At 58.8% G+C, this 23,803-nt stretch carries 21 protein-coding genes and 5 pseudogenes; 13 read left to right on the top strand and 13 right to left on the bottom strand.

Going from position 1 to position 23,803, the window contains the following annotated elements:
* Positions 1-555 precede the first annotated feature (555 nt).
* From EV130_RS30510 to fni, 3 genes are read left to right on the top strand one after another with little or no spacing between them, the layout of a single operon-like run.
* Complete coding sequence (locus tag EV130_RS30510; RefSeq protein WP_018247207.1) at positions 556-2,109, top strand: hypothetical protein; 1,554 nt, start codon at positions 556-558, stop codon at positions 2,107-2,109.
* Positions 2,106-3,008 (top strand): terpene synthase family protein, encoded by a 903-nt coding sequence (locus tag EV130_RS30505; protein ID WP_004671966.1) that lies wholly within the window; start codon positions 2,106-2,108, stop codon positions 3,006-3,008. Before EV130_RS30510 ends, EV130_RS30505 begins: the two co-directional genes overlap by 4 nt.
* Positions 2,995-4,161: a type 2 isopentenyl-diphosphate Delta-isomerase gene (fni, locus tag EV130_RS30500; protein WP_018247206.1), complete on the top strand. Its 1,167-nt coding sequence runs from the start codon at positions 2,995-2,997 to the stop codon at positions 4,159-4,161. Before EV130_RS30505 ends, fni begins: the two co-directional genes overlap by 14 nt.
* Positions 4,162-4,349: 188 nt before the next feature.
* Here fni and EV130_RS30495 read toward each other — a convergent pair whose 3' ends face one another.
* The 4 genes and pseudogenes from EV130_RS30495 to EV130_RS30480 form a co-directional block, all read right to left on the bottom strand.
* Complete coding sequence (locus tag EV130_RS30495) at positions 4,350-5,279, bottom strand: polyprenyl synthetase family protein (protein WP_004671969.1); 930 nt, start codon at positions 5,277-5,279, stop codon at positions 4,350-4,352.
* 836 nt (positions 5,280-6,115) lie between these two features.
* A pseudogene (locus tag EV130_RS32990) lies at positions 6,116-6,255 on the bottom strand (IS5/IS1182 family transposase); the annotation flags it as partial.
* Between the two features lie 86 nt (positions 6,256-6,341).
* Positions 6,342-6,458 (bottom strand): transposase, encoded by a 117-nt coding sequence (locus EV130_RS30485; protein ID WP_008536526.1) that lies wholly within the window; start codon positions 6,456-6,458, stop codon positions 6,342-6,344.
* Between the two features lie 32 nt (positions 6,459-6,490).
* The gene (locus EV130_RS30480; RefSeq protein ID WP_004671970.1) at positions 6,491-6,766 is read right to left on the bottom strand and encodes a hypothetical protein; all 276 of its coding nucleotides are present in this window, start codon (positions 6,764-6,766) and stop codon (positions 6,491-6,493) included.
* 1,614 nt (positions 6,767-8,380) lie between these two features.
* On the opposite strand from EV130_RS30480, the gene EV130_RS30470 reads away from it, so the two are divergent.
* Complete coding sequence (locus EV130_RS30470; RefSeq protein ID WP_018247203.1) at positions 8,381-8,884, top strand: helix-turn-helix transcriptional regulator; 504 nt, start codon at positions 8,381-8,383, stop codon at positions 8,882-8,884.
* 512 nt (positions 8,885-9,396) lie between these two features.
* On the opposite strand, the pseudogene EV130_RS30460 reads toward EV130_RS30470, so the two are convergent.
* Positions 9,397-10,076, bottom strand: a pseudogene (locus tag EV130_RS30460) (IS481 family transposase); the annotation flags it as partial.
* 63 nt (positions 10,077-10,139) lie between these two features.
* Here EV130_RS30460 and tnpA point away from each other — a divergent pair.
* The 4 genes from tnpA to EV130_RS30435 all read left to right on the top strand — a co-directional run bounded on the left by tnpA (position 10,140) and on the right by EV130_RS30435 (position 12,885).
* Positions 10,140-10,547: an IS66-like element accessory protein TnpA gene (gene tnpA, locus EV130_RS34325; RefSeq protein WP_074063725.1), complete on the top strand. Its 408-nt coding sequence runs from the start codon at positions 10,140-10,142 to the stop codon at positions 10,545-10,547.
* Positions 10,544-10,978 (top strand): IS66 family insertion sequence element accessory protein TnpB, encoded by a 435-nt coding sequence (tnpB, locus tag EV130_RS30445; RefSeq protein ID WP_018247201.1) that lies wholly within the window; start codon positions 10,544-10,546, stop codon positions 10,976-10,978. The genes tnpA and tnpB overlap by 4 nt, the downstream gene beginning before the upstream one ends.
* A protein-coding gene (gene tnpC, locus EV130_RS30440; protein WP_100225622.1) for an IS66 family transposase occupies positions 10,954-12,586 on the top strand; the annotation gives its coding sequence in 2 pieces (ribosomal slippage) (positions 10,954-11,426 and positions 11,425-12,586; 1,635 coding nt in all). Before tnpB ends, tnpC begins: the two co-directional genes overlap by 25 nt.
* Positions 12,586-12,885, top strand: coding sequence for a hypothetical protein (locus EV130_RS30435; RefSeq protein WP_004671980.1), 300 nt, complete (start codon positions 12,586-12,588; stop codon positions 12,883-12,885). The genes tnpC and EV130_RS30435 overlap by 1 nt, the downstream gene beginning before the upstream one ends.
* A 27-nt stretch (positions 12,886-12,912) precedes the next feature.
* Here the strand turns inward: EV130_RS30435 and EV130_RS30430 are convergent.
* Positions 12,913-13,180, bottom strand: a pseudogene (locus EV130_RS30430) (IS481 family transposase); the annotation flags it as partial.
* A 442-nt stretch (positions 13,181-13,622) separates the two neighbouring features.
* Here EV130_RS30430 and EV130_RS30425 point away from each other — a divergent pair.
* From EV130_RS30425 to EV130_RS30410, 5 genes and pseudogenes are all read left to right on the top strand, one after another.
* Positions 13,623-14,129 carry a helix-turn-helix domain-containing protein gene (locus EV130_RS30425; protein ID WP_004671987.1) on the top strand — a complete coding sequence of 169 codons (507 nt, stop codon included), beginning with the start codon at positions 13,623-13,625 and terminating at the stop codon, positions 14,127-14,129.
* Between the two features lie 447 nt (positions 14,130-14,576).
* Positions 14,577-14,753 (top strand): annotated as a pseudogene (locus EV130_RS34090) (hypothetical protein); the annotation flags it as partial.
* 42 nt (positions 14,754-14,795) lie between these two features.
* Positions 14,796-15,343, top strand: a pseudogene (locus EV130_RS30420) (adenylyl-sulfate kinase); the annotation flags it as partial.
* 158 nt (positions 15,344-15,501) lie between these two features.
* Complete coding sequence (gene hisC, locus EV130_RS30415; RefSeq protein ID WP_004671991.1) at positions 15,502-16,605, top strand: histidinol-phosphate transaminase; 1,104 nt, start codon at positions 15,502-15,504, stop codon at positions 16,603-16,605.
* Positions 16,606-17,138: 533 nt separating this feature from the next.
* Positions 17,139-18,095 carry an IS481 family transposase gene (locus tag EV130_RS30410; protein ID WP_010030077.1) on the top strand — a complete coding sequence of 319 codons (957 nt, stop codon included), beginning with the start codon at positions 17,139-17,141 and terminating at the stop codon, positions 18,093-18,095.
* Here EV130_RS30410 and EV130_RS30405 read toward each other — a convergent pair.
* From EV130_RS30405 to EV130_RS30375, 7 genes are all read right to left on the bottom strand, one after another.
* Complete coding sequence (locus tag EV130_RS30405; protein WP_004678511.1) at positions 18,092-19,030, bottom strand: SIR2 family NAD-dependent protein deacylase; 939 nt, start codon at positions 19,028-19,030, stop codon at positions 18,092-18,094. The two genes, EV130_RS30410 and EV130_RS30405, sit on opposite strands and share 4 nt — an antisense overlap.
* 30 nt (positions 19,031-19,060) lie before the next feature.
* Positions 19,061-19,273, bottom strand: coding sequence for a putative nitrogen fixation protein NifT (gene nifT / locus EV130_RS30400; protein WP_004678514.1), 213 nt, complete (start codon positions 19,271-19,273; stop codon positions 19,061-19,063).
* Positions 19,274-19,277: 4 nt separating this feature from the next.
* Positions 19,278-19,595: a nitrogen fixation protein NifZ gene (locus EV130_RS30395; RefSeq protein ID WP_004678515.1), complete on the bottom strand. Its 318-nt coding sequence runs from the start codon at positions 19,593-19,595 to the stop codon at positions 19,278-19,280.
* Between the two features lie 64 nt (positions 19,596-19,659).
* The gene (locus tag EV130_RS30390) at positions 19,660-19,866 is read right to left on the bottom strand and encodes a 4Fe-4S binding protein (RefSeq protein ID WP_008536545.1); all 207 of its coding nucleotides are present in this window, start codon (positions 19,864-19,866) and stop codon (positions 19,660-19,662) included.
* 34 nt (positions 19,867-19,900) lie between these two features.
* The gene (gene nifB, locus EV130_RS30385; protein WP_004678520.1) at positions 19,901-21,379 is read right to left on the bottom strand and encodes a nitrogenase cofactor biosynthesis protein NifB; all 1,479 of its coding nucleotides are present in this window, start codon (positions 21,377-21,379) and stop codon (positions 19,901-19,903) included.
* 213 nt (positions 21,380-21,592) lie between these two features.
* The gene (gene nifA / locus EV130_RS30380; protein WP_018247198.1) at positions 21,593-23,281 is read right to left on the bottom strand and encodes a nif-specific transcriptional activator NifA; all 1,689 of its coding nucleotides are present in this window, start codon (positions 23,279-23,281) and stop codon (positions 21,593-21,595) included.
* A 220-nt stretch (positions 23,282-23,501) separates the two neighbouring features.
* Positions 23,502-23,801 (bottom strand): ferredoxin family protein, encoded by a 300-nt coding sequence (locus tag EV130_RS30375; protein ID WP_004678523.1) that lies wholly within the window; start codon positions 23,799-23,801, stop codon positions 23,502-23,504.
* Between the last annotated feature and the right edge of the window lie 2 nt (positions 23,802-23,803).

Raw genomic sequence — 23,803 nt, 5'->3', positions numbered from 1 at the left:
GCAGGCGTGCGGCGGATTGTTGGTGCGCGCGTCCATAGGCATGGGCGCGCTATGCGCCGTCGCGGAGGATGCCGCGCGTTACGCTGTACCGCGCACTGGATCGCTATCGCGCCTGTTTCGGCCTTGTATTGTAGGTGGTCGAGGATGACATGCCAGCGGATGACGCGACGCTGGGCAAGCCGCCGGCAAGCATGCGGCGGAGAAGAAAGCAACCGGCGTGCCGATCACGAAGCTGCATGCAGCGCCCCAGTCAGTGCCGGGCCTATGGCCAGAGGCCGAGGAAGCCATCACCTCGATGCGCCCGCGTGCGGAGCGGTTGGCGCAGGCCGTGCAGCGGGCCAAAAGGGTATCTGTTCAAGCACGCGCCGTGCGCATTGGCGCCGGTCCGCACGGAGGCGCCGCCGTACCGCTGCGATCGGCCGGCGGCACCGCTAGATGCTACATTGTGTTCGATTCCACGGCGCAGATCGGAGCGGTTGCCCACCGCGGACCGCCGCCAGCATAGGTGCGCTTCGCCGCGCTTCTCGTCAACTGCCTGCAGAGGGAACATCCCGCATGAGTGCGCTGTCCGAACAGATCCTTTCTGAATTGCGCCACTTGCTGAACGAGACGCGCGATGGCGGCAGCGTGAGTCCGTCCGTTTACGACACGGCGCGCGTTTTGCAGTTCAGCGGCAACGTCACCGGTCGGCAGAACGGATACGCGTGGCTCATGGCGCAGCAACAGGCCGATGGCGGATGGGGAAGTGCTGACTTCCCACTGTTCCGCCATGTACCCACGTGCGCGGCGTTGCTTGCATTGCGGCGTGCCGATTCTCTTCCCGGCGCTGCGGACGCAGTTCAGGCTGCAACGCGGTTCCTCGAGCGCCAGCCGGATCCCTACGCGGATGCGGTGCCGGAAGACGCGCCGGTAGGCGCGGAGCTGATCCTGCCGCAGATCTCCGGCGAGGCCACATCCTTGGTGGGCGACGTGGTGTTTCCGCGCTACCCGGCGCTGTTGCCGTTGCGGCAAGCGTGCCTGGTTAAGTTGGGGACGGTGGGACCGCTGCCGAGCGGCCATCCGTTGTTGCACTCCTGGGAAGCCTGGGGGACGTCGCCGACCACGGCATGCCTGGACGACGACGGCAGCATCGGCATCAGCCCGGCGGCAACCGCCGCGTGGCGTGCGCACGCCCTCACACAGGCGAGCGCGCCACAGGTCGAGCGTGCCGACAGGTATCTTCAGGCCGCATCGCGCGCGGCGCGCAGCGGCATCGAAGGTGTCGTTCCCAGCGTCTGGCCGATCAACGTGTTCGAGCCATGCTGGTCGCTGTACACTCTGCATCTGGCCGGGTTGTTTTCGCATCCCGCGCTCGCCGAGGCGGTGCGCGTGATCGTCGCGCAGCTCGATGCCTGTCTGGGCGTGCGCGGTCTGGGTCCGGCCTTGCACTTCGCGGCCGATGCGGACGACACTGCTGTTGCGTTGTGCATCCTGCGCCTAGCAGGACGCAACCCGGCTGCCGACGCGTTGCGCCACTTCGAAATCGGCGGGCTGTTCGTTACCTTCCCCGGCGAGCGCAATGCCTCGGTGTCGACCAACATCCACGCCCTGCATGCGTTCAGACTGTTGGGAAAGCCCACCGCCGGTACCAGCGCTTACCTTGAGGCCAATCGCAACGCGGACGGTCTATGGGACAATGACAAATGGCATGTTTCGTGGCTGTATCCCACCGCGCATGCAATCGCTGCGCTCGCGCAAGGCGCGCCCCAGTGGCGCGACGAGCGCGCGCTGGCGGCGCTGTTGCAGGCGCAGCGCGATGACGGCGGCTGGGGCGCGGGTCGCGCGTCAACATTTGAGGAAACCGCCTATGCGCTGTTCGCGTTGCACGTGATGGATGGGCGCGAAGAGCCGACAGGGCGCGCCCGCATCGCGCTGGCGGTCGCGCACGCGCTGGAGTGGATGCTCGCTCGCCATGAGGCGCATGAATTGCCGCAGACGCCGCTGTGGATCGGCAAGGAATTGTATTGCCCGACCCGGGTCGTGCGCGTGATCGAACTCGCCGGCTTGTGGCTGGCTCTTCGTTGGGGGCGGCGCATCCCGACCGAGGGAGCAGGAGGAATAGCGCAATGATCCCGACCGAAAGCGCGCTGCAGCAAGTACTGGAGTGGGGGCGTTCCCTGACCGGATTCGCCGACGAGCATGCCGTAGAAGCAGTTAGGGGCGGACAGTACATCCTGCAGTGTATCCAACCGAGCTTGCACGATATCAGCGCCCGCACCGGCCGAGATCCGCAGGACGAAAAGCTGATCGTGGCGTTTTATTGCGAGTTGGCGCTACTGTTTTGGCTCGACGATTGCAACGACCTTGGCCTGATCGCGCCGGAGCAGCTGGCCGCGGTGGAGCAGGCGCTGGGGCAGGGCGTGCCATGCGCGGTCCCCGGTTTCGAGGGCTGCGCTGTGCTGCGCGCTTCCCTGGCCGCGCTCGCCTACGATAGGCGCGACTATACTGAGCTTCTAAACGATACCCGGTGCTACTGCGCGGCGCTGCGCGCCGGACACGCGCAGGCGGCGGGGGCTGAACGCTGGTCGTACGCCGAATACTTGCACAATTCCATCGATTCGATCGCCTACGCGAACGTGTTCTGTTGCCTGTCGTTGCTATGGGGGCTGGACATGGCGACCCTGCGCGCGCGTCCGGCGTTTCGCCAGGTGCTGCGGCTCATCTCCACGATAGGGCGCCTGCAGAACGATCTGCATGGATGCGCCAAGGATAGGGCGGCGGGAGAAGCCGACAACGCTGCCATCCTGCTCCTGCAGCGTTATCCGGCTATGCCTGTGGAGGATTTCCTCAACGACGAGCTGGTCGGCCATGCGCGCATGCTGCACCGAGTGATGGTGAAAGAACGCTTTCCTGCACCATGGGGACCGTTAATCGAGGCCATGGCGGTCATTCGCGCGAAGTACTACCAGACCTCGATCAGCCGCTACGGCAACGATGCGGCGGGGGGAGGCCAGCGTGCGCCGGCGTGAACGCGCGGGAGGCGGCGGCGTGCGCGCGGCGCCCTCGGTCCGATCCGACGCAACGCCAACGCCCAATACGGCGGATCGAGCGAGCGGGTGCGACGACGCCCTGACCCGGCGCAAGGACGACCATCTGGACCTCGTGCTGGATCGGCGAACGGCGCCAGCCACGGTCGCTGCCGGCTGGGAGCAAATCCGGTTCGAACACTGCGCACTGCCCGAGCTGGACCTGACGCAGATCGAACTGCGCACATCGCTGTTAGGCAAGCCCATGCGTGCGCCGCTGCTGATCAGTTCCATGACCGGCGGAATGCCACGCGCAGAGGCCATCAATCGGCACCTGAGCGAGGCGGCGCAAGCCTTGGGGATCGCCATGTGCGTCGGTTCGCAGCGCGTGAGCCTGCAATCGCGCAATTCCCAGGGGCTGACGCGCGCCCTACGCCGCCTGGCGCCTGACATTCCCTTGCTGGCCAATATCGGCGCTGCGCAACTGCGCGAGGCCGACGGCCTTGATCTGGCGCGCCGGGCTGTCGATGCGCTGGAGGCTGATGGGCTGATCGTCCATCTCAATCCGCTGCAGGAAGTGCTACAGCCGGATGGCGACCGCGACTGGCACGGCGTACTGGCGCAGGTGGCTCGCGCCGCGCGTAGCGTGGGCGTGCCGATCGTGGCCAAAGAAGTCGGGTGGGGCCTGTCCGCCTCGGTGGCCTGCGCGCTCGTCGAGGCGGGTGTTGAGGTGATTGATGTCGCCGGAGCCGGCGGCACCAGTTGGGCCGCGGTGGAGGGCGAGCGCGCCCGCGATGCCGCCGGCCGTGCAGTGGCGATGGCGTTTGCCGATTGGGGGATCCCGACACCGGCCAGCTTGCAGGCGGTCCGTCGGGCACTGCCAACGGTGAAGCTTATCGCGTCCGGCGGGATCCGCGACGGCGTCGACGTGGCCAAGGCCATTCGCCTCGGAGCGGACATTGCCGGGCAGGCAGCCGGCGTGCTGCCGGCGGCTACGGTATCGACCGAAGCGGTCGTTGCGCATTTCGAGGTCGTCATCCGCCAGTTGGCCGTCGCCTGCTTTTGCACCGGCTCACCTGATCTGGCGACGTTGCGCCAGGCGCGCTTGTTGCCCTCCGCGCACTTGTTGCCCTCCGCGCATCCGCCAGTCGGATGATGCCGGCGTCGCCCGCTCTGTCGGCCGGCCCTCCAAGCTGGTTGCAAAAACCGTTAACGCTAAAGCTAGACCTCTAATCCACCTTGGCCCAGCGGTTCGATGCAGGGAACGAAGTGTTCATGAAGCAGCTGTTGACGATGAAGCGGTAATGATGCCGCCGGCTAGGTTATGCGTACCGTAACTCGGGCTTACAAAGGCGCGCAATCCAGCGCCGTTTGTTGAATCAGACCGGCTTTTCCCGGTCCAGCCACGCCTTTGCAAAGTGCATGATTAAGCCAGTCAACGAAGGACCGTTTTTGAGGGCTGGCAGGAATGGCGTCACCTATCTGTTCGAGATACGCATAAAATCTGGCGGCTGCGCTGTCCAATCCTTGGCCGCGAACGATACTGGGTCGATTCAGCTGCGTGTCCACGGCAGGCAATTTGCCAAGCACTTCTGCGCGGCCGACTGTATCTGCGATGTCGTCGGCGATCTGATACGCGTGCCCGAGCAATTCCCCCACCTTAGACCATGGGGCCGGATCTGCACCACTTGCCAGGGCACCGCAAGTGGCCGCCGCGACAAAGAGGGAGCCGGTCTTGTAATGGTGATAGCGGTCGATTGGGACGTGCGTCATTGCCTCCATCGACTGTCCGGCGATCAGTCCGTGACTGGGGCCGACCGCCTCCGCAACCACCTCGATCATGCGCGCGCCCAACTCAGGTGTTAGCGCAGCCTGCAAGCTGAGGTATTTGAAAGCCATCACAATCAAGGCATCGCCGGTCAAAACGGCGATAGGCTCTCCGAAAAGCCGGTGCACCGTTGGTCTGCCGCGGCGTAGCGCCGCGTTATCGAAGCAAGGCAAGTCGTCATGCACCAACGAGGCACAGTGCAGCAATTCAATTGCTGCCGCGGCTCTTGTCGCCAGCTCAGGATCTTTTTCGCCGCACACATAGGAGACTTTCAAGCAGAGCTTGGGGCGCATCCGGGAGCCCCCTGGAAACACTGCCGCGTCCAGCGCTCCACGCAGGTGAGCCGGCGCAGCCGGACTTAGAGCAGTATCCATGGCAGCTCGCAGTGCTTGCTCGATGAGCTTGTCGCTATCGCCAACCACGTCGGCTTGGTGATTCGAAATCATATCGCATCTCCACTTTTGAGACGAAAACGAAAACGGGCCTAGTCCAACCGGTGCCAAACAAAAGGCCGATTTCGCTGTGTCTCTTCAGGTTCTAGGGCACCGTTAAGTTTAGCGGATTGCGGCGGCCAACATGCGGCACCGGCGTGACCAATGAAACCGTGTGCCAGTGGGAGCCTTAACTCGGCAAGGCGATCTCCCACTGGAATCCCTTGAAGCAGTCTCATTCGCGGCGACATGACATCTGAACGTCGGTTACTTCGATCGCGCGCGAAGAACATTGGCTCCGGCGGAGCTGTCGGCCAGAATGGCATCGCTCTCAACGTCTTGATCCAAAGCTGAAGAGGCTCCCGCGCTGAGCAGTGGCTGGTGACAAAGCTCTTTGGATCGGCTGCACGCCGCCGCGCGTGATGATCGCTGACGAGCTCCGTTCGTACGGTACGACATGCGCGAAGATGGGCCTTACATCTAAAGGTGTTGGTCATCGTCGATAGTAGCCACTGGAGCTTGGACCGGAACCATTGCCGGCAGAGATCTGGGCTCCTACAAGCAATTGGTGTGCCACCAGATCATTGTTAGTGAATGTTTCAATGGCGACAGAAGGCGCCTTCCGGTGCTCCGTGTGTCGGGAGGCGCGGATTATGCCACTCCGCCTAGTATTTGAACAGCGTCAACCTTGCGAGCGATCCGTCCGAAGGCCAACCCAGCATTGGAGTGATTTGGGTTGAGGTCACAATGCACGTCGGCGCTTGCATCATGCCAGCCTGTCAATGTGCGCGATCGCACACGACTGTCAGCTTTGCGTCAATTACGATCGAACCGGTGCTTTTGACGTTTCCGAGGTTACGCTGCCGATAGACCCAGCGTGAGAAGACGACTGAGCCCTTCCAGTTGTTCTTCGGCGCGATGTTGCCGAAGCCTTACACTCGACCGGCTTGGCGAGGATTTCAGCGCTGCCGTAGCCCTTGTCGGCCGGCAGGAAACCGCTTCGAGAAGTCGGTCCCCTACCGCCTTTTGCTAGCGGACTAAAAGGGCGGAGCAGGTGGATCTATACAGCGCTTTCTTTCAAAGCCCTGGTTGCGCCTTGTGTTCGTCAGCGATCAGGAGCGCCTTCGGCTCGACATGCTTGGCGACGGCCGCCCATGCATCCTTGCCGTTCTCGTCCAGGATCACCCGCGTCACCGTTCTGTTCGGTGCATGGCGGTTGGCCTCCCTCAGCGCCAGAACTCACATGCGCTTGCCGTTCTGATTTTCCTTCTTGCGCCCGTCCTTGCGCTCTTCCTTCTTGTCACCTTGCGGAGGACGCCGCCCACATACTTGCCGTCGATCTGCACCGTACCGTGCAGCTTGATCGCATCACGGCGAAGGTCGGCTGCCTCCCGGAGCTTCTGCAGCAGGAAGTAGGCGGTCTTATACTGGACGTTGACCTTGCGGCTCAGATGGAGCGCCGCCATGCCCTTGGCGGCCGTGATCTCCTCCCAGATTGCCATGATGATCTTCTTGAATGAAAGCTTGCGGTTGGCGAAAACCGAAAATTCGGCGCGGCATTCCGGCTCCGAGCATCAGAACGACGACGCCGTACGGCTCCAGGCAGCCACAGCGAGGGCAATATGGCTTCCCGACGTTCTTGGGCCAACGGAAGTCGACGAACAGGCCGTAGGTGTCGTCCTCGGCTGCCCGAAGCCTCTCTCGGGTCAGGCCAGGCGCACTGGTCGTATTTCGAACCTCCGGTCTCCTGCGGAGAAGGCGTCGTAGGAATTCGGTCTCAGGATGGGAATTCGCTCCTGCAGCATGTTCAGGCTTCCGGTCGATACGCGAGACATAAGCAGACAACTCCGTCGTAAGGACGGAAGCGAAAGGTCAGTGCTCTATTCGTATCGATTTGAACATGAAAGGGCCCTTACCAGGAGAACGAAACCACGTTCAGGGGTTAGCACTTTCGTAAGGTTGTCAAACCCGTGCCCTTATATCGGGAGAAAATTCAATGTCTCAGAGCCAGACTACCCAGCGCAATCACTAATCCAGTTCAGTGAATGGGTCCAGATCGTGAGAGCTGTCTTCGGGTGACCGCGCCTCATGACGACTATTAACGACTCCTTCCCAACAATCGAACATCCGCAAGGTAGATTCACGTTCGAGCATCTTGTGCCTACCTCTGTATGCCTTACTGGGCAGGTAACCTTGCCGTTTCAGGCCCTGTCCTGACCTCTGGCCTTAATGATCTTGTTGTTTATTACCTTTTCCCGAGCAGATCAGACGAACACAACGTAGAACTGGTGGTAAAAAGCGCTGATCAGAAAGAAATTAATTTCAGCCGCATCAAGCGAAGGTGTAGCGTCTGCCAACTCGTAATAAAGGCTCATTTCCAGCAAATAAGGGTGCCCTAGAAACAAAAAAGGCCCCCTAAAGAAGCCTTCCCATGGCGTTTCCGCCGAACGCGTGTGCCTTACCGTGGTGTACCGACCTCTAAGGGTGCACCTGCAACAGCGACCTTTCGGAAGCCTCGTTGTCTGCTGCTTACAATGATGTAACCCTCACGGTCGACTATTTCAAGCCCTTTGTGTGGATGCGATAAGGTGGCGGCTTCGTTTAGCAAAGTTCACGTTTGTGGCACTTGCTCCATGATGCCGGAATTTTCAGAGAGCATCGAACCTACACGCTAGCGGGAGCGGTAACTGATATGGGTTCTTGGCTGAGTGATTTCCAGCACGGCGGAGCTTTCCCAGCTAGCCAAATGGGATATCGTGGGACGGGGAAATGGATCGGTTTTCGAGGATTATGTCTTATCGTCCTCAACGAAGACCGCTTAGAAGATGTTGAGCATTGAATGTGAATTTTCGCTCAAATTCGACGCAACCTAGATGATTCAGTGCCGGGTGCGGCCATAGCCGACTCATCTTTCATGGAACTGGGCCACCGGTCTAGCGAGACTGTTTTGAATGCATTCATGAAGCAATTTGGCTAAACTCTCAAATATTTGCTATAACGCAAAAAATGCCCAAAATGGGTATTTAAAACGGTTGTAGTCTGGCGATGGCAAGTGGTTCAAATCGGTTCAGGTTGGCTCAAGTCTACAACGAGTGGCAGGAAAATAGGGACGTGCGGTGACGGAAGATCTAGCAAGCTACAGAAGTTCGAGAGGCCTCGTCAGCACCGCCGATCCGGAGGTTGACAAGGCGATCTATCGAAAGCCAGGTTTCGGCGGCGAAATTACATCGTTGGGTCACATGGAGGAATTGATCAGCGCGTTCCTGAAAAAGACACGCGAAGCGCAGGGCCTGTCCCGCGCAGACGTTGCTCCAATGCTTGGTCTGTCCATCCCTGTATACGGACGCTACGAGCGGGCATTTTCCAAAATGACTGTTACTCGGATGATCCATCTGTGTGAGATTCTTGGCTTCATGCCTATCGATATGATCTTTGAAGCTGCGCCACATCTTTGGGGCCGCACATCGGAGGAGGCCGAGGATTGTCTCACACTGGCGAGGATTCTTAGGAGACTTCCGAACGGCACGACGCGCGATCTTATTCGGCTCCTGCAGCGAATGACCCCCGATGACGACGAGAGCGACAGAGGTATCAGTGATGTAGCGGAGCCCGTGAAGTGAGCTGGGTTTGTCTATGACGCCCCCAGTAGTTAGCAGTATTGGTGATAGCTGTCGCAGCCGACGCGCTGTCGTCGGTGTGCAGACACCCGCAATCTCACAACTTAGTTTTTCACTCGAATTTCCGTCTGATCAACAATACGCGCCGATTGCCCAATTTTTCGATCTTTGGTTGGCGTTGATCTCGCTCGATGCTCGAGCGATTCGTCGGCGAGCGACGCCAAGTCTATTTGCATGCGCTTTGCTTCGACAGTAGGGGCTGTGTTAAACTCCCTCGTTGGGTTTTCCCGCTCAATGCCATGTGGGTATTCGAGCCGCCGGCGCGCATGCTTTGATTTCGATTGCTGAATCTAAGCCCGTCCTCTCCGCGCCTCCGTTCCATCGCGCCGATCCTTTTTGCCATTCGGCTCGGAAATAGCCTTTTGACATCACGATCAGGTTCCGCGAAAACGGGGTCGAGTCGCTGAGACTGGAAACGCTGTTCATGGCTGTCGCCGTTCAGGTAAGGGCATCGCCTAGATGTTTAGTCCCGGCATTTATGGATGGGGTCGATGATGAATCGATCCGGCTCCAAAGTCCATTGTCTGCAGATGAACTCGTAAGGCGTAAGGCCCTTTAGCGTCTTGAGCCGGCGCCCGAAATTGTAGGCGTCGATAAAGTCAGCCAGATGTTTTTTCAACTGCGCATGATCGTCGTAGTGGAAGCGCTTGACGGTCGCCTCCTTGATCGTTCGGTTCATCCGTTCGACCTGTCCGTTGGTCCAGGGATGCTTCACCTTGGTCAGGCGATGCTCGATGCTGTGATCGTCGCAGACCCAATCGAAGATGTGCTGGAAGGCATTTCGATCACAAGCTCGGTTGGTGAACTGAATGCCATTGTCGGTCAAAACGGTGTGAATGGTGTAGGGCACTGCCGTGATCAGATTGCGCAAGAACTGAGCGGCATTCATCTTGCCGGCTTTGGTGTAGAGTTCCGCGAACGCGAACTTGGATGTTCGGTCAATTGCGACAAAGAGATAGAGCTTGCCCTCGGCCGTCTGCACCTCGTCAATATCGATGTGGAAGTAAGCGACCGGATAGCTTTTGAACTTCTTCTTCGGCTCCTTGTCGCCTCTGACCTCCGGCAGACGTGAAATGCCGTGGCGCTGCAAACACCTGTGCAACGACGAACGCGTCAGATGTGAAATGGTCGGCTGATGGTACCCATCCGGCGAAGGCCGTCTGTCCTGACTTGCTGATTGGCTTTAAGTCCATGCCTTATGTTATGCGCTACAATCATTTCCCCCATTGAGGTCTTGTCCGTCGACGATCTTGATCGCCGACGGGATTGGTCGGACGAAGAGAAGGTTCGGATCGTCGAGGAAAGTCTACAAGGCTTTCGGCAAGGCTCGGTGACGGCGCGGCGATATGGATTGTCACGGTCATTGTTGACCCGTTGGCGTTGGGAATACCGTAGTGGTCTTCTGAGCAGTTCCGCTACAACGGGCTTCGTGCCACTTACGATTTCGCCATCGGCGGCGGCATCTTGCGAGGTAGCCTCACGGCTGCGATTTGAAGACGACATGACGATCGAGATCGGCCTGCCGAATGGCCGACGGCTGACGATCCCAGCCTCGCTTGATCCGACCATTCTTGCCCGCCTGTTGCCCGTCGTGGATGGGTCATGATCGCGTTTTCCGCGGGGGTAAAGGTGTGGATCGCGGGCGGGGTGACGGACATGCGTTGCGGCATGAACAGCCTGGCGCTGAAGGTTCAGCAAGGTCTTGGCCGCGATCCTCATGGCGGCGAAGTCTTCTGCTTCCGGGGTCGCAAGGGTGACCTGATCAAGGTCCTCTGGCATGACGGCGTCGGCATGTCGCTTTACCTGAAGCGGCTGGAAGCTGGAAAGTTCATCTGGCCGGTCAGCCAGAATGGCTCCGCCGTGCCTGTATCGTCGGCGCAGCTCGGCTATCTCCTGGAAGGGATCGACTGGCGCAACCCGCGCTGGACGCAGCGGCCTTCGAAGGCAGGCTGGCCGCCTGCATTCCTCTGTTTTTGTTGGGCTTTCGGCATGCGGCATGGTAGCTTTCGGCCATGGATGATGCTGCTTCGGAGATAGCCAGACTGCGCGCCGCGCTTGCGGCATCGGAAGCGCGTGCCGCCTCTGCCGAGGCCGACCTCGCACAGGTGCGCGCGGTCGTGACGACGTCTGAGGCGATGATCCGGCATCTCAAGCTCGAGATCGCCAAGATACGTCGCGAGCAGTACGGCCAGAGCTCGGAGCGCCGCGCCCGGCTGATCGAGCAAATGAAATTGCAGCTCCAAGAACTTGAAGCCGACGCCACCGAAGACGAGATCGCTGCGGAACGCGTGGCGACGAGAATCACAAATGTCTCCGCTTTCGAACGCCGCCGGCCGGCCCGCAAGCCGTTTCCCGAGCACCTGCCGCGCGAGCGCCTGGTCATCGATGCCCCGTCGACCTGCACCTGCTGCGGCTCGCCCCGCATCGTGAAGATGGGCGAAGACATCACCGAGACGCTGGAGATCATTCCGCGCCAGTGGAAGGATCCAGACGGTGCGCGAGAAGTTCACCTGCCGGGACTGCGACAAGATCAGCCAGCCACCGGCCCCCTTCCATGCGACACCACGCGGATGGGCGGGACCCAACCTGCTGGCGACAATCCTGTTCGAGAAGTTCGGCCAACATCAGCCATTGAACCGCCAGGCTGAGCGCTACGCCAGGGAAGGCGTCGCTCTCAGTCTCTCCACACTGGCCGATCAGGTCGGAGCCTGCACGACGGCCCTGCAGCCGATCCATGACCTGATCCGTGCCCATGTTCTGGCCGCCGAACGGCTGCATGGTGACGACACCACCGTGCCGCTTCTGGCCAGGGGAGCAACAAAGCAGGCGAGGCTCTGGACTTACGTCCGCGATGACCGCCCTTTCGCGGGCGGCGCGCCTCCCGCCGCACTCTTCCACTTCTCTCCCGATCGCGAGAAGACCCACCCCAACACGTATCTCGCCGGATGGCACGGCACCCTGCAAGCCGATGCCTATGGCGGCTACAACCACCTCTATCGTGCCGACCGCCGCCCCGCGCTGGTGATCAGCGCACTTTGCTGGAGCCACGCGCGGCGCAAATTCTTCGAACTCGCTGACATCGCCGGCAACGTGCGCAAGGGCAAACCTGCCCACGAGATATCGCCTGTCGCGCTCGAGGCCGTTGCCCGCATCGACGCGCTCTTCGACATCGAGCGCGGCATAAACGGAATGCCTGCCGAGGATAGGCTCGCAGCGAGGCTGCAACATGCTCGCCCGCTCGTCGAAGAACTGCACGATTGGCTCATGGCCCAGCGCGGGCAAATGTCGAAGCACAACCCCGTCGCCAAGGCGATCAACTACATGTTCGAGAAGGAGGGTCGCTGGGAAGCCTTCGCCCGGTTCCTCGACGACGGCAGACTGTGTCTGACGAACAATGCCGCCGAACGAGCCCTGCGCGGCGTTGCTCTCGGAAGAACGGCATGGCTATTCGCCGGCTCCCAGCGTGGAGGCGAGCGTGCCGCTTTCATGTATTCCCTGATCGTCTCGGCAAAGATGAACGATATCGATCCGCAGGCCTGGCTGGCGGACGTGCTCGCCCGCATGCCCAGCCTTCCAGTATCAAGGCTGCCGGAACTATTGCCGTGGAACTGGTCCGCCGTAAGCGCCCGGCAGGTGGCGGCCTGATGGCGCGCCCGACGCATGTCTACACGATCGACTACGTTGCCACGCTGATTGGCGAGAACCTCGAACTCATCCAGGAGGTTGCCAGCAACTCCGACAACATCGACTATGGTGAGATGATCCATGCCCATGACGGCAGCGAAGAGGGCATCACGACCTTCACCGACCGGGGCATCGAAAGCTTGAAGGAGTTCCTCGCCGATATCCGCACCTGGGAAGGAGGTGTTCGGCAGTTCCTTGTCGACGAGCAATGCGATCGCGACAAGATCGAACGCATCATGGCAGACGAGCCGAAATCATAAGCCCTCGCGGCCTTCGCCGGATGGATACGGCTGATGAGCGTAGAGGCAATCATCGAGCGGCAGCAACGTGTGCCGGCGGAAGGCGACGATAGCGGCCTCTTCTTCGAGGGAAAGGGTCGTCGAGTGTGGGTCCTTGGGCCTGTAGGAAGGTCGACCAACGATGTCCGCTTCTTCCATTTCGCCACGGTTTTCTGGTTGATCCCGTATCGCTTCGAAAGCGTTCTCAGGCTCTCTTCACTATTGCTCGACGGATTGCCTCTGTCGTCGTGGCGCTCCCGTGTAGAACCTGGCCCATAGTGCTTCCCTCCATGCCAAGGAAAATATTGCACCATCAAATGCCGGAACCAAACACCAGAGCAGCCAGCGCGCGGAGCCGTGATTGGTTTGCCGTGAACCGAGAGCTCCGCGTGCAGGACAAAAGGCCACCATGCCCGCACACGACGTCCCGGGAGCTAGACGAGGAAATGAAGCGACCGTTATCACCAAAATCACTGAGGGTCATAGCCAATTTGGCGCAAGTGGATAATCCTTGCGTGAAGCGATTTCGGTGTGATCTATGTGTATGTACTTGCAATCACTGATATATTTTGGTGAACGATAGCTATCGGGTGAGGTCCGCGTGGCCCAAAATGCGCCAAATGAGATCGAAACGAAACATTGGTGGTTCCAAGCACATCACTTTCCGTATAAAGAGCTTCGGCGCATTTACCTCAGTCGGAGCAATGTCAGGACCACCATTGAAGCAATGGATTAATGAACTCGGTTTGCAACAAGTCGATGATCCAGGCATAGACAAGCCGGTCTATCGAAAACCTTTTGACGGACGGATTGCACTTAGCGCCGAACTCGAAAACTTGATCAGCATCAGCCTTCGCGAAGCCCGCGATAAGCGAAAACTCCCGCGCTCGAAACTGGCGCCCTTGCTTGGCATCACTAAGCAGGTCTACGGCCGGTACGAAAATGGAGTATCCCGCTTGACCGTGAGCCGACTGATTCATCTGTGTGAGGTTTTGGATGCCACTCCGGAAGAAATTATCGCCCCGGCGGCACCTTATCTTTGGGGCGAAACGGAAACCAAAGCGGTTCTGCTGCTGGCTACTATCGTGAAGTTGCGGACTTTCGATGAAGAGATCTTGCAAGATATTTTCAGCTTACTAAGCCGCATAGACGAGACCGGTAGCGATAGCGGCGATCGTGCCATGAAAGTCGCGTCTACCAGCGCCACTGCAGACGATCGCGAATAGGACGTAGATCGCTAGCTTCAATAAACAGAACGTGCGTCCCTGATGAAGTTCCATCAGAAACCGCGACCAACCGCTCGCGCCGTTGCAGGTTGCCGAAGCGAGCTTTGCGCAGGCGGTTAGGACTAGCTGGCGACCGTTCATCGCCACTCCGGGACATAGGTGGGTAAACCGGGGAGGGCGCAGTTGGGTCAACTGGTCCAACGTATCCCTGCTTTCGGCCGCTGGAGGGGACGCGCGGTCGTCTTTACGCCGCGAGTGCCAGGGAGGTCACGTCAAAGTCTAAGAAACCCGTATATTCGACATACAAAGCATCGATAATTCCATTCATACAATCCATTTTACCAATCTCCCGTGATGATGCATTAGGAATGATCTCAGACGCGAGTGACGGCGAAACATTTGACGATCCGGACTGGCTATAGCGCGAACCCGAGCAACGGCGCCGACATGCATCGGGGTGGCCACTGCTTCGATCGCACAGTGCGTGCTTCAAAAACAGCAGCAGGAAATACCAAAGGAGGTCTTTGCATGCGTTCTGAGGTGCGGTGGAAGCTGTGCTGGGAAAACGAGCTGGAACTCATCGACCACGTCGATCCTCCCGAGCTCTTTCGCAAAGCCCAAGGGCCGACCGGGGTCTTCAATTTCAGTGGCAGCCAAAGCTGGGCAAGGCGCGCCGACAACCTGCATTGGCAGGCGACCGACGCTGACAAGGGCGCGCGCGGCGATGAAGAGTCAGCAGCCAGCCGTCCTCCTTTTGTTCACTGGACTTTCCGGCTCCGGCAAGTCGACAATCGCCAATGCGCTCGACCGGCTGCTGCATGCCCACGGGAAGCACACCTACATCCTCGACGGCGACAACGTGCGCCACGGGCTCAATCGCGACCTGGCTTCAATCAACCCGATCGCGTCGAGAACATCCGCCGCGTTGCCGAGGTCGCCGAGCTGATGGAGGAGGGGAGCTTATTGAAATCCTCGTCGACACGCCGCTTGAGGAATGCGCGCGACGCGATCCGAAGGGGCTTTATCGGAAGGCGCTCGCCGGCAAGATCGCCAATTTCACCGGCGTTTCCTCGCCGTACGAAATCCCTGAGGGCGCTGAATTACATCTCGAAACGGTTGGCCACGACCCTGCGGCGTTGGCGTTTGAGATCGAACAGTTCCTCGAAAGGCGAATGGAGCAAGTGACGCATGAGTGTGAGAGTGGGGAGGCTTGACCATTGGCGGCTTGAAGCGGCCGCGGCGGTCCCTGGCCTATCAACTACGCGGCGACCGTAGCAGCCCGCAGGCGGGCCGCGCCAACGTCCGATGTGGCTTCAACAGGAGACAGCCGATCACGCGCTCACGACTCGGCTTACTGAAACGGAGAAAAGATATGGCTGATGCAAAGCTGCAAGCCGTGCTTTCGGCTCTTTCGCCGATGGCGAGACAGCTAAATGCGCTACCCTCCAATCAACCGGGGCGAGATGCGAACTGCGTTAAACTAAACACGAATGAGAATCCGTTTCCGTTGCCGATGATGGTGATGCAAAGTGCGCTGGCGGCCCTCGAACGGCATTATCTGTATCCCGAAGATGACAATCTGAGCTTGCGCGACGCAGCCGCCAGCGCGTATGGCCTCTCCCAGGATCAGGTGGTCGCCGGGAACGGCTCGTCGGAGCTGCTTGGGCTCATCTACAGAGCATTCCTCGACCCGGGAGATAGCGTTGCGATGATATCGCCAGGTTTTTCCTTTAACCGCAAACTGGCCAAGTTGCAGGGTGCCAGATTTCTCGAAATCGAATGGGGCGAGTCTTATTCTCTGCCAATCGAGCAGCTGCTTCTTGGTCCAGCAAAAGATGCAAAATTCATACTGCTGGCCAATCCGAACAATCCAACGGGAACCTTCGTTCCGGTGGCTGAAATCGACCGCCTCGTCGCGCAATCGGACCAGTTGATAGTGGTGGATGAAGCGTATGTCGACTTTGCACCCGATGATGCCCTGCGCCTTGTCGATCGTCATCCAAACCTTCTAGTATTGAGAACACTTTCGAAAGGCTTTGCAGCCGCGGGAATTCGCGTCGGTTTCGGCTTTGGTCATCCTGAACTTATTGGGAGGCTACGCAACCTGCAAAATGTCTTTAACATGAACGTGATCGGCCATGCGGTGGGCATTAGTATCCTTTCGCACCGCGCCGACTACGACGAGAACCACAGATATATTAAACATGAAAGACACAGAACGACCACTGCCTTGTCTCAATTGGGCTTTTCTGTCATTCCCTCCCACACAAACTTTTTGCTAGCTCGGGTGCCACCCGGACGAGATGGCAAATGGTGGCAAGCGTCTTTGGATAGGCAGAACATACTTGTAGCCGTCTTTCCCGATGCCGGTTTGGAAAATTTTATCCGCGTCAGCATCGGCACCAGAACCCAAATGGACGGGTTCCTTTCAGCCGCCAGGGACATCATTTCTGGAAGTATGAAGACGCAGAGCTAGGCGGTTAGAATTATTGGCCACACTGCTTGTCACTTGGAAACACCAGGTATCGAAGTCCATATTGTGGGATAAAGATCACAAATAAGCGCAAGACCGTAAAGCGTGTGCCGTCTCGATCCCGTTGATTACGCGTGTTATTGGCGCACGAGTGGAGCACCCGGTGGCCGATGCGAGGCTTATTTCTGGCGATTCCGGCCGCGGCTCTGCCGCTGTATTGGGAATGGTTTAGGTTTCTTCATAATCGGTCCTTCGCATTGACATTGAGCGAACAGTAATCTGCGGTCGTCGCCGATCTTCCGTCGATCACCTGCGACAGAACCTCGATCCGCTAAAGATCACGCTCGCTCATCGCCATTGATCCCACCCGCAATCCCCTACGCCAGCAAACGTGGGCAGTATGGCATTCGAACTTGGCAGAAACAGAACTTTTTCAATCTGCGGCACTCTAGCTGTGAGCTTCCAATAGGTTGTCCATTCGATCCGGACCGGGAAAGCTGAGGTTGTCGAAGCTTCAGTGATTCTCGGGGGACCGAATGGACATCCATATGAATGCCCGCCTCACGCCGCTCAGTCGAGCGGTAATTGCGCACCGCGTGCTGATGGAAGGACAGCGACCGATGGCCGTCGCTGCGGCTTTCGGCGTCTGCGTGAAGACTGTCTATAAGTGGGTAAGGCGCTATCGACGGGAGGGCGAGGCCGGTCTCAATGATCGCAGTTCCCGACCGCACCGCCTGTATCATCCGACCTCGCAGGCCACCGCCGCCCGGATCGAGACGTTACGCCGCCTGCGCATGACCGGCCAACACATCGCCAAGGAGACGGGTGTCTCGCCAGCCACAGTCAGCCGCATCCTCAAGCGCCTTGGCCTGAACAAGCTCAAGGCCTTGGCCCCGGCTGAGCCGGTGCGGCGCTACGAACGCGACCAGCCCGGCGAACTCATCCATATCGACATCAAGAAACTCGGCAAATTCAACCGAACCGGCCACCGCATCACCGGCGATCGCACGGGGCAGAGCAACAGCCGCGGCATCGGTTGGGAATACGTCCATCTGGCCATCGACGACCACTCACGCCTGGCCTATTTGGAAATATTACCCGACGAGACGCGACGCTCCTGTCTGCGCTTTCTCTTCAATGCTTTGCGCTTCTTCAAAGCCCATGGCGTCAAGGTCCAGCGCGTCATGACCGACAACGGCACAAGCTTCCGTTCCCATCGATACGCCAAGGCGCTGCGGCGGCTCAGCATCAAACACATCCGCACCAAACCCTATACGCCGAAGACAAATGGTAAGGCCGAACGCCTCGTCCAGACCGCACTGCGCGAATGGGCATATGCCAAGGCCTACGAAACCTCGCAGCAGCGCGCCGCCGACCTGCCGCTCTGGCTCCACCGTTACAATTGGCATCGCCCGCACGGCAGCCTACAATCCAAACCGCCCGTCAGTAGCCTCGGCCTGATCAAGGACAACCTGTTGAGGCTCCACATCTAGCCGCTACAGAGATTCGAAGCGGGAGCCGTGCGGCCATGGTCACCATCCGCCTTGCTACCAAATGGTACAAGCAGAGCCGCGGCTTCGCCGATCGGCAGGTCGACCACCGTGATTCCGCTTGCTGCAAGGAAACGGCGCTCGTTTTTGGTAAGGCCTTCCGCATCAAGTACTGCAAAGTGGGGGCCGTGAGAGCGCTTGATGATCTGTCGAGCGTAGATCCGGAGCATCTGATCGTTGAAGCGGCAGCCAATGAAAAGAAAACCGCGATCTATACGCCGTTCTTTCACCATTCCAGGTATTGGCGTCTGGATATCGATTTCGGTTAGGACTTCCACGTAATCGGAATCGGACACCAGAAAGTTCGAAGCTGGTATAACACTGCCGTACGGCGCATAGAGGACCGTCTTTGGCGCTGCGACGCATTCGACGTCTCTCCCGGACAGATCGTAAGTTTTTGTCCAAATGTCGCCGCCGCCGTTTGCACGCGTGACGCCCTGAATCTCGACGACATCCGTTCGACCGGTCTTCGCGAAAGCCGCACGCATTGTCCCGTCGTACCAACCGTCGACGATAAGGGAGAGCGGCAGCGTTGCGAGCCAGTCGTGGAGGGCGGTCGGCGCCACGGGTGCTCCAAATATTTCTGCCATCCAGGCCTGAAGCGTCCGGCGATGCCGTCGCTGTTCAATAAACTGCGCGACTGACCACATATTGCTGCGTATCCTGGAAGGGGCAGGTGTGCGTTCGTTGAGTGCCGCGGAGACGGCTTCCGGGGTGTCCGGTACAGGTGGTTCCGTGGATTGCAGCCGAAGGAGATCCGGACCGAGATAGGGAACGATCCGATCCGCAGCGAGCGCTTCCTGAAGCAGCCTAAGTCTTTTTTCGGCGTCACCGTTGCGAATGATCAGGAGACGGTCCGAGGTCAAAATTTTATTCATGCTGTTTTCTCTTACCTCTCGTTTGCAGCATCAGTCCTCGTCAGGAATCTTCCTTGCGTGGACGGTGATCGGCAGAGGCGTATCCCGCGATAGCTTGGGCAAGACGAGTCTCCAGCCGTTCCTGAGAGTGATCGTGCCGCCCCACATGTCATCAGCCTCGACATCTACGATCGGCTCTTCGAGATCTTTCTTTGGTACGTAAGCCGACAAGCCGGCGCTCGTTCTCCGAATCATTATCTTCATGTCGCTATTCCTCCGTTGGGGGCCCCGCGATTTCAGCAGCGCCGCAAGCAGCGGCGTTGTCTAGACTCGTCAGTTCACGGGCACGCATGCCGACGATAGTGCCACGTTCGACCCATTCGACGGCATAGATGTAAAACTGCTGGAGAAAGGTGCCGATGTCGCGCACATAGCCTTCGTCGCCCTTCCGCACCAAATTTTCCCCAATTTTTTTGCCAGCATAGGTGCCGTCATTCTTTACGTGAAGTCTGGCCCGCACCCGCTCGCCGGGTGTAAATCGTGGAGGCCTGTGGATTTCGACCTCCTGTTCACGTCCAAGGCCCATGGGCATTCCTCCTTGCAGGATATCATTGAAGGCTTCTCCGCAGGAGCCCCGACCATGCTGAAGGTCAAATCGCAGGTGCGGCGGGGACGCAGGTCTTCGGCACGGGGCAAACCTCCGCGCATTGCTGCGTTTCGAAGGTACCCTTGCATTCGGTGCATTTTTCCGGGTCGATAACGTAGATCTCACCTTTGAACCTGATCGCACCGGAGGGGCATTCGAACTCGCAGGCACCGCACTGGGTGCATTGGGACGCTATGATCCTGAAGGCCATTTTTAAACTCCTGAAGATGTTGGATTAAGAGCGCTCACGCCGTCGCCGCTTGTGGTTCGACGCCAAACTTGGCGGCGTAGAGGGTGCCGATGGCGGTCTCGATGTAGTCATAGCAATAAGCATCCGTTGCCCGAACCCCGGCCTCCATGAGCTTAGTCTTAGGGCACTCCCCGATCTTGGCGCATAGCACGACGTCAATACCGACCAGCGCAGTTATGATGCCGTCGAGGGTGGCTTCCTCGCCCCTGCCTCCGAGGCAATACTGTTCGATCTTGCGATGCCCGACGTAGGTGATGCCTCTCGACGAAGCTTCGTATACTTGGAACTCCTTCGCATGGCCGAAGTGCTCGTTGATGCGACCGCCACCCTTTGTCGCGACCGCGACGTGGAGGGACCCATCGCCGGCTGCTTTGACTGTCTCGATTGCCTCGCTCTTGGCGGTCGCGTGATCGCCGCGTTCGCGGGCGATCACTTCCCGATAGGCCTCGCGCTTACGGGCGTCATAGGTGATCTCTCCGGGAAGCTGGTCGAGTGCGAACTCCTGGCCCCGATCATCCCCAAGCAGGCCGACGGCATCGGCCCTACATTGCCGGCAATGGCGCATTAGCTTTGCGCCGCCTTCGAGACGATCCTGGAGCGCCTTCAATTCGAGCGCCCGCGGGCCGCGCTGTCCGGTCAAGCCGTAGTAGGTGCCATGGGCCGGATCGGAAATAAGCGGCATGACGTTGTGCAGGAACGCCCCCCGCTCCTTGACCCATTTATTTACCTCGACCAGGTGTTCGTCGTTGACACCAGGAATCATCACCGAATTGACTTTGGTGATGATGCCGCACGCGGTCAGCATCTCCAGGCCCACCATTTGCCGCTCGTGCAGAATTCTGGCAGCTTCGATGCCGGTGTAACGACGGTTGCGGTAAAAGATCCAGGGATAGATCTCTGCGCCGATTTCAGGGTCAACCATGTTGATCGTAATTGTCACGTGATCGACATTCATGTCGACAAGTTCGGCGACGTGATCCGGCAGCGCAAGCCCGTTGGTGGAGATGCACAGCTTGATGTCGTGGATCTCCCCCGCAACTCGTTCGAACGTTTCCTTTGTCTTCTTCCAGTCGTAACAGGCATCGCCCGGTCCGGCGACACCCAGCACGGAAAGCTGCGGCACTTCGTTGGCGACGGCAATGACCTTGCGCAGCGCCTGGTCTGGCGTCAACTTTTCCGAGACGACCCCAGGGCGGCTTTCGTTGGCGCAGTCATATTTACGATTGCAATAGTTGCACTGGATATTGCAGGCTGGTGCGACCGCGACATGCATGCGCGCGAAATAATGGTGAGCCTCTTCTGAATAGCAGGGGTGGTTTTTGATCTTCGCCCAGATAGCCTGGTCCACGTCGGCCGGTTTTGTGGACACGCCACATGACGAGGATGTGCAGCCACTCGGTTTCGCGGTCGCCAGCAATTGATCCAAGGATGTCGTGCTGGTCGCACTTTCAAGCGAAATCATCGGTGCGGACATTGAGTGCTCCGTTGCTAGTTGACGTCGCCTTTCAAAACGCAAAAGCCATGCCATCCCAAGGACGGGATTTGCTTTAAGAATTTGCGTTTATTGCTCTATTCCGACCGTGTTCGGACACAGACTTGTCAAGCTTCCGACAGTCGACAAAAGAGTTGTCCGTAAGCCACCAAACCAGGCATTGGAGATCGAGAAGGTCCAACATCACCCAGGCGCTTAAAGCTTTTTCACCTCGATGCGATGCTGGCGTAGAGCATAGCCGACCTGACGAGGCGTAAGGCCGAGAATACGAGCCGCTTTGGCCTGAACCCACCCGGCCTTTTCCATCGCCTCGATCAACCGGTCCCGTTGCGTGAGGCGCGACTCCATTGCGGGACAACCGGAACCGTGCGGATCACAAGCCTTGACGGAAGATACCTCGTCCGACGCACCGATGCTCCCGCCCGAGCGCGGCGATGAAGTCGGCATCACATTGCTCCGGGCATGCCCATCGACGGTGATGCCGCCGGGCGACCCGTCGGTTTTCCAGAGGAGCGACGAAAGGCACTGGCTGTTCTTGCAGGCAAAATCAGACGAAACGATCGAGCTTGAACGCGCAAGGGTGGCAGTCCTTCGCACGCAGTTTTCGAGTTCCCGGACGTTACCTGGGAAATAGCATTGCGACATCACCTCGATCGCCGACGACGAAAACGTCAGCTCGCGTTGGTTCTCCTTGTTGAATCGGTCAAGAAGAGCGTTCGCAAGGCGTGGGATATCGCCGGGTCGCTCTCGAAGCGGCGGCAGGACAATTGGAACTACGCTGATGCGGTAATACAGGTCGGCCCTGAATTCGGCGTTTGCAACAGCCATCTCGAGGTTCTTATTCGTGGCGCATATGAGCCGGACGTCGACCGCAAGCGTCTTGGTTCCGCCCACCCTCTCCAGTTCGCCTTCCTGCAGGACGCGCAGCAGTTTGGCTTGAAAGGCGGGCGAAATCTCGCCAATCTCGTCAAGCAGAAGCGTTCCGCCATTTGCCAGTTCGAAGCGTCCGGCGCGCTGCGCGATGGCCCCGGTGAAAGCCCCTTTTTCATGCCCAAACAGCTCCGATTCCAGGACGCCTTCGGGCAGCGCGGCGCAGTTCAATTTGACGAACGGCTTGTTTTTACGAGGGGAAAGTTCATGGATCGCCTGTGCAAAAAATTCCTTGCCGGTGCCGCTTTCGCCCCGCAGAAGCACGGTGGAATTCGTCCTCGCCACCACCGAGACGGTTTCAACCACCTGCTGGAGAGCCGGGCTATCCCCGATAATCCCGTCGATTTTGACGGGTGGATGTCGGCCCGGCGCGCCCCTTTGCGCGATGATCGGCTTCTCCGATCTCTCCTGTTCGCCGATAGGTCGCCGACCCTCCAGGTTCAGGAAACGATGAAGCCTGATCGTCCGACTGACCAGATTGGCGACCATGGTCAGAAAGCGAACGTCCTCGTCGGCGGGGAAGGGGGCGGCGTCGTTCCTGACGCGATCGATCGATATTGTGCCAAGTATTTTATTATCGGCTTTTACCGGAACGCCAATAAAAGAAATTGGGACGGTGCCGCTGCTCCAAGGCGGTTGCGGCTCAGCCTGAAATAATTCGGACTTGCTGACATCCTTTACGATTAAGGGCATACCGGTCGTCGCGATATGGTCGATTACGGCCTTAGGTATAACGCCTCGAGCGGCTGATTGAGAGGATGGGGGGATGTCGCCAGTTGCGGCAATCTCGGGCTGACCTTCAGCGTCTAGAACAACGATTGCTCCGCATCGAATCTGCAGAAAGGAAGAGAGGACGTTCACGACGTTGGCAAGCGTAATCTCTAGCCGGGCGGGGGCAGTCAGTACCTTTGATATCTCGTAGATTCCGCTGCGCTGCGTGCCCGCTTGGCGCATAGGTCCAGCAGGTAGCGCAGATAGGGGTTCCGCTCCATCGACCGGTCGGGCGGGCATGTGGGTCATTATATGGCCTTGGGTTGTCTAACGTTTCTTATAACCCTTGCTTGCATGTATATATAGTAATTTCTAATGCCAATCTGCAACGCGCACCTCTGCAAGTTTCCGATGCGCCCGTCTGCAAACCCAAGTTAGTTCTGAATCGTGGAGTTGCAAACCCTTATCCGAACTTGAAGAGAACGCCGAAACCGCCTCTCGGATAGTTCCACTCGATATCTCCACTTGCCTCGCAGAGTACGCGGCACGTGCCGCACTCCATGCACCCATCGGCGATAACCTCCACTTGGCCCTGGTCATTCAATTCGTAGCACTTGGCCGGACAGACACTTGTGAGGGCATACAGATTTACGCTTGGCCAATCGTGTGGACGCACCCTAATATGCGGGCGTCCGGCATCGACCACGTATCGATTTTGGTAAAGCTTGTCCTCTACGCGTATGTTCGTCACTGCAACCGTCATCT

The organism is Rhizobium azibense, assembly GCF_004342325.1.
In the GTDB taxonomy this organism is placed as follows: Bacteria; Pseudomonadota; Alphaproteobacteria; order Rhizobiales; family Rhizobiaceae; genus Rhizobium; species Rhizobium etli_B.
This window is presented reverse-complemented; position numbering and strand designations above follow the sequence as displayed.